Source organism: uncultured Flavonifractor sp. (genome assembly GCF_944383115.1).
Classification (GTDB): domain Bacteria; phylum Bacillota; class Clostridia; order Oscillospirales; family Oscillospiraceae; genus Flavonifractor.
Genome location: NZ_CALWOJ010000120.1, coordinates 1 through 4990, shown reverse-complemented (window position 1 = coordinate 4990; position 4990 = coordinate 1). Strand labels below are relative to the sequence as shown.

Annotated in this window: 7 protein-coding genes; 3 read left to right on the top strand and 4 right to left on the bottom strand. The window is 62.4% G+C overall.

Annotated features, from left to right (window positions below; genetic code table 11):
- Together Q0K43_RS10225 and Q0K43_RS10220 are read left to right on the top strand one after the other, a co-directional pair.
- Positions 1 to 684, top strand: a 684-nt coding sequence (locus tag Q0K43_RS10225) for an AzlC family ABC transporter permease (RefSeq protein ID WP_297290431.1), incomplete at its 5' end; no start/stop codon positions are given.
- Positions 678 to 1010, top strand: coding sequence for a branched-chain amino acid transporter permease (locus Q0K43_RS10220; protein ID WP_297290430.1), 333 nt, complete (start codon positions 678 to 680; stop codon positions 1008 to 1010). The genes Q0K43_RS10225 and Q0K43_RS10220, both read left to right, overlap by 7 nt.
- 105 nt (positions 1011 to 1115) lie before the next feature.
- Here the strand turns inward: Q0K43_RS10220 and Q0K43_RS10215 are convergent, their stop codons facing one another.
- Together Q0K43_RS10215 and Q0K43_RS10210 are read right to left on the bottom strand one after the other, a co-directional pair.
- A complete protein-coding gene (locus tag Q0K43_RS10215) occupies positions 1116 to 2366 on the bottom strand; it encodes a M16 family metallopeptidase (RefSeq protein ID WP_297290429.1) in 1251 nt (416 codons plus the stop codon).
- 33 nt (positions 2367 to 2399) lie between these two features.
- Positions 2400 to 2522 (bottom strand): hypothetical protein, encoded by a 123-nt coding sequence (locus Q0K43_RS10210; RefSeq protein WP_297290428.1) that lies wholly within the window; start codon positions 2520 to 2522, stop codon positions 2400 to 2402.
- 156 nt (positions 2523 to 2678) lie between these two features.
- Between Q0K43_RS10210 and Q0K43_RS10205 the strand changes: the two genes are divergently transcribed.
- Complete coding sequence (locus Q0K43_RS10205) at positions 2679 to 3206, top strand: nitroreductase (RefSeq protein WP_297290427.1); 528 nt, start codon at positions 2679 to 2681, stop codon at positions 3204 to 3206.
- 58 nt (positions 3207 to 3264) lie between these two features.
- Here the strand turns inward: Q0K43_RS10205 and Q0K43_RS10200 are convergent, their stop codons facing one another.
- The gene (locus tag Q0K43_RS10200; RefSeq protein ID WP_297290426.1) at positions 3265 to 4674 is read right to left on the bottom strand and encodes a sigma-70 family RNA polymerase sigma factor; all 1410 of its coding nucleotides are present in this window, start codon (positions 4672 to 4674) and stop codon (positions 3265 to 3267) included.
- A 112-nt stretch (positions 4675 to 4786) separates the two neighbouring features.
- Positions 4787 to 4990, bottom strand: a 204-nt coding sequence (locus Q0K43_RS10195; protein ID WP_297290425.1) for a PTS sugar transporter subunit IIC, incomplete at its 5' end; no start/stop codon positions are given.

Here is a 4990-nt window from a genome sequence, read left to right as displayed (position 1 = left end):
CCGGTGACGGTGCCGGTGCTGATGGGCTATCTGGCCATCGGCATGGCCTTCGGCTTCATGCTCCAGGCCGTGGGCTACAACTTTATCTGGGCCTTTTTCATGTCCCTCACCATTTACGCCGGGTCGGGCCAGTACCTGGGGGTGACCCTGCTCTCCACCGCCGCGGCTCTGGGTACGGTGGCCCTTATGACCCTGCTCATCAACTTCCGCCATCTGGTGTACGGCCTGTCCATGCTGGAGAAGTTCCGGGGCATGGGCTGGCGGAAGTTCTACATGATCTTCTCCCTCACCGACGAGACCTACGCCCTGCTCTCCTCCGCCCAGGCCCCGGTGGGGGTGGACCCCAGGAACTTTTACTTTGCCATCGCCCTGCTGGACCACAGCTACTGGATCCTGGGCTCGGTAATCGGTGCGGTGGCGGGGGCCCTCATCCCGGTGGACACCAAGGGCATTGACTTTGCCATGACCGCCCTCTTTGTGGTCATCGCCGTGGATCAGTGGAAGGCCTACCGCAGGCACCTGCCCGCCCTGCTGGGGTTTGGGGTGACCATCCTGTTTCTCATCATTCTGGGCCGGTTCTTCGGCCAGCAGCAGATGCTCATTGTCTCCCTGGGTGTGATCGTACTGCTGCTGCTCATCCTGCGGGACAAGCTGGAGGAAAAGGAGGGCGAACAGAAATGCTGACCACCGCCGAGGCCATTGCCGCCATCGCGGTCATGGCCATCGTTACCTTTCTCACCCGGGCCCTCCCCTTCCTGCTCTTTGACCGGGGGAGCGCCCCTCCCAAGATCATCCTCTACCTGGGGCGGGTGCTGCCCCCCGCCGTCATCGCCATGCTCATCATCTACTGCCTGAAGGACATCTCCTTTGCCCAGGCGGGAGGATGGGTCCCCCAGCTCATTTCGGTGGCGGCGGTGGTGATCCTCCACCTGTGGCGTCACAACAACCTGCTGAGCATTTTCGGCGGCACTATTTTGTATATGATCCTGGTGCAGGCGGTGTTTGTGTAACAGGCCCGCCCGGCCAAATGATCCAAAAAGAGGACGCGCCCAGGCGCGTCCTCTTTTCCTAAGTTAAATGATTTTACACATTTTCCACAGGGTTTTCCACATGGATCAGGTCAGTAAAGCCTGATACTCCTCCGCCCGGCCCACACGGCCCACGGCGGAGAGAGAGGCGTTGGACAGATCCATCAGCTCCCCGGCCAGGGTACGCACGTCCTCCCGGGTAACGGCGTCGTAGGCGGCGATGATCTCCTCCTCGTCCAGCACCCGGCCCACCAGCATCTCCCCACGGCCCAGGCTGCTCATATGGGCCTGGGTGGATTCCAGCCCCATCAGTACATTGGCCTTGGACTGCTCTCTGGCCCGGTCCAGCTCCTCCTGGGTGACGCCGTGATCGTTGAAGTCCCGGATGACGGAGAGAATGGTGTCCAGGGCCTGGCGCTCGGTCTCCCGGCCCAGGGCGGTGTAGATGCCGAAATAGCCGGCGTCCTCATGGCAGGTGCCGTAGGAGTAGATGGAGTAGCACAGACCCCGCTGCTCCCGCACCTGCTGGAACAGCCGGGAGGACATGCCGCCCCCCAGGATGGAGGAGAGCAGCTGGAGGGTGAACCGCCGGGGATCGGAGAAGGGCAGCCCCGGGAAGGCCAGGGTCAGGTGGTTTTGCTCGATGGCCTTTTTCTTGACCACAATGCCGCTGTGGTAGGCGGCGGGCTTGCTGGCAACGGGTGTGCAGGGCTCCAGCACGGCAAACCGGGCGGCCAGGTCGTCCACGTCACGCTGGGTGAACCGGCCCGCCAGGGCCACCACAATGGATTCCGGGCCGTAGTGGGTGTCTTTGTACCGGCGCAGCCAGGCCCCGTCCATCCCGTCCAGGGTGGCCTTTTTGCCCAGAATGGGCCGGGCCAGGGGGGAACCTTTGAAGACCGCCCCGGCCAGCCGCTCGGCGCACAGGTCCTCGGGGTTATCCTCGTACATGCCGATTTCCTCCAGAATGACGCCCCGCTCGGTATCCACGTCGCCGTCGTCAAATCTGGAGTGGAAGAACATATCGCACAGGATGTCGGCTGCCATAGGCAGATGGGTGTCCAGCACCCGGGCGTGGAAGCAGGTGCATTCCTTGGTGGTGAAGGCGTTGACCTGTCCGCCGATGGCGTCCATCTCCTGGGCCAGCTGTGCGGCGGAGCGGGTGGAGGTGCCTTTGAAGAGCATATGCTCAATAAAGTGGGCGGCGCCGCCCTCCCCCGCCGCCTCGTGGCGGGAGCCGGTGCCCACCCAGATGCCCAGGCAGGCCGAGCGCACGCCGGGCACCTGCTCGGTGAGAATACGCACCCCGTTGGGGAGCGTGCGTTTTTCGTACTTCAAACGGAAAGACCTCGCATTCTTTCGTATGGGGGATCATCCCCGCAGGGCGATCAGGAGCAGAACCACCCCGGTGATCGCCAGGATCAGCGCCAGGTATCCAATCACTTTCATCTTCATGCCGTGCAGCTCCTCTCCTAAGATTGCCCTGCACGCCATTATATCATACCTGTTTTCCCTTGTCAGCCGAAAAACGAAAGACCTGGCATGCAAACAAGAAAAATCTGTGAAAAACGCCCGCTTTACCGGGGGGAAGGAAACGGGTATACTGAGGTAAGAAAAATCGCCCCGCCAGGGGGAAAGGAAGTTGGAAGGATGAATCAGAACGCACTGGAGCTGCTGGAGCAGCGGCGCAGCTGCCGGGCCTACCGGCCGGAACAGATCACCGAGGAGGAACTGCAGGCGGTGGTGAAGGCGGGAACCTACGCCCCCACCGGTATGGGCCGCCAGTCGCCCATCATTGTTGTGGTACAGGACAGGGAGACCATCGACGCCCTGAACCAGATGAACGCCGCCATTATGGGCAACCCGGAGGCCAACCCCTTCTACGGGGCTCCCACGGTACTGATCGTGCTGGCCGACAAGAACATTCCCACCCACTTCTATGACGGCTGCTGCGTCATGGACAACCTGCTCAACGCCGCCGAGGCGGCGGGGCTGGGCTCCTGCTGGATCCACCGGGCCAGAGAGGAGTTCGAGTCCGCCGAGGGCAAGGCCCTGCTGGCCAAGTGGGGCATCGAGGGGGACTATGTGGGTATCGGCCACTGCATCCTGGGCTACCGGGAGGGGGACAGGCCCGCCCCCGCCCCCCGGAAGGAGAACTACGTCTACTATGTGCGGTAAGATCCGTAAATAAGCAAAAAGCGCGCCGAAAGGCGCGCTTTTTGTGTTCCGGTTAGGATCAGGTCAGGGGGATCTCCACCCCGCAGACCGAAATGGAGGCCAGGTTTTCCACGTCCAGGGGAGTGTCGGGGCGGCGGATCAGAATGAGATCACCGATTTCCTCGGGGTCGCTCCACTCGCCACCGTGGCACCCGCTGCAGTGCATACGGCTGTTCATAGGAATGGGGTTGCCGTCCTTGGTGTGGAGGGTGATTTCCTGAACATCGATGCAGGTCGGATTGCCGGCCTCGTCTTTGGGTATCCAGCTGTGGTGGCCCTTGAGGGCCTCCCCCTCGATATGCACATATACGCTGAGGGGAGATACCACCACTTCCGTAATGGCAGCGTCCACGTCCAGGGTGTGGACGGAGACATTGGGCTCCAGCCGGATGATGTGATCCGGGTAGTTCAGGGTGGTGCGGAAGGTCCAGGTCTCGTCGCAGTCGTAGATCTCCTCATAGGAATATTTGTTGCCGTTCCAGCCGGCATAGTGAAAGAGCTTGCCCAGCGTGACCTCCATGATCTGACCGTTCAGGGATTCTTTATAGGAGGCGTAGTAGCTGGTAAGCAAAAAGCGGATCTGGTTGTCCGTAGGATCGTCGTCCTCCAGTTGGGTGTAGGTTCCACCGCCGCCGTACTCCAGTTCCGGGAAGGTGGGGGAACCCCATTCGTCAAAGTGATATCCGTTTGCCCAGTCCAGCGTCGTCCCCTCCGGGGCGGTGAGGGTGACCCCCAGATAAATGGTATAGTCGTCGGCCATGCAATCGGTGAGAGTCATGGTCCAGCCGTTTTTGGTGATGGACTCCCCCAACTTCATGGCGCTCTGCCGGTATCCGGCGCTGTCGCCGAAGTAGCTGCGCACCACCGGCGGCACCACCACCGCCGCCCCCACCGACCCCACCAGCACCGCCGCAAGCACGGCGGCCGCCACGGCGGTGCGGCTCCACCGGCGGCGGGGTCTTTGGGCGGGCTGTTCCTGCCGGGCCGCCAGGGCCCGTGCCAGGTGGGTACTCACCAGGGCGGGGCTCTGGCCCAGCAGGGCGGCGATCTCGTGTACCTCGTAGTCCTCATAGTATCGCAGGTAGAGTACCTGCCGGTATTTGGCGGGCAGACGGTTGACCTGCTCCAGCAGGGAGCCGTCCTCCGGCTCCGGGGCCTCCACACTCAGGTGGAGTCCCTCCTCCAACGGCGCCCGGCGGCGGAACCAGGCGCTCTTCTTCCAGTTCTTGCACTGGTTGATGGTGAGGCGCACCACCCAGGCCCGCTCCTGCCCCCGGTCGGGGAAGGCGCGCCCATCGGTCAGCAGTTTGAGCAGCACCTCCTGGCAGATGTCCTTGGCGTCGTCCAGATCTCCCAGCCAGGTGTACCCCAGGCGAATGATGGCGTCGGCATAGCGGTCCACCAGCTCCCGGGCCCGCTGTTCCTCCATAGCCCTCCCTCCTTTCACCCTTATAACAACACAGGCCGGCCCAATCTGTCAAAACACAAAAAAACCCGGCGCGGCAAATAGCCGCGCCGGGTTGATTTTATATCTTTGCCGGTCAGTCCAGTTTCAAATCCCCCTCTTTGATCCAGCCGATGTGCCGGAAGAACAGGCCGAACAGCCAGGTGAGGATGGCGGGCAGGACAAAGCAAATCAGGATCATGCCCGCCCAGTCGAAGGAGGTAATGGCCGCCTTGGCCCCGGTGGCCACATCGTTGACCCAGCCGGTGTACACCCCGATGGGGCCCACCATGCCGCAGGT

Bases quoted from the DNA above. Each gene is read 5' to 3' on its own strand.
- Q0K43_RS10220 (WP_297290430.1), top strand. From the start codon at position 678: ATGCTGACCACCGCCGAGGCCATTGCCGCCATCGCGGTCATGGCCATC.
- Q0K43_RS10210 (WP_297290428.1), bottom strand. From the start codon at position 2,522: ATGGCGTGCAGGGCAATCTTAGGAGAGGAGCTGCACGGCATGAAGATG.
- Q0K43_RS10205 (WP_297290427.1), top strand. From the start codon at position 2,679: ATGAATCAGAACGCACTGGAGCTGCTGGAGCAGCGGCGCAGCTGCCGG.
- Q0K43_RS10200 (WP_297290426.1), bottom strand. From the start codon at position 4,674: ATGGAGGAACAGCGGGCCCGGGAGCTGGTGGACCGCTATGCCGACGCC.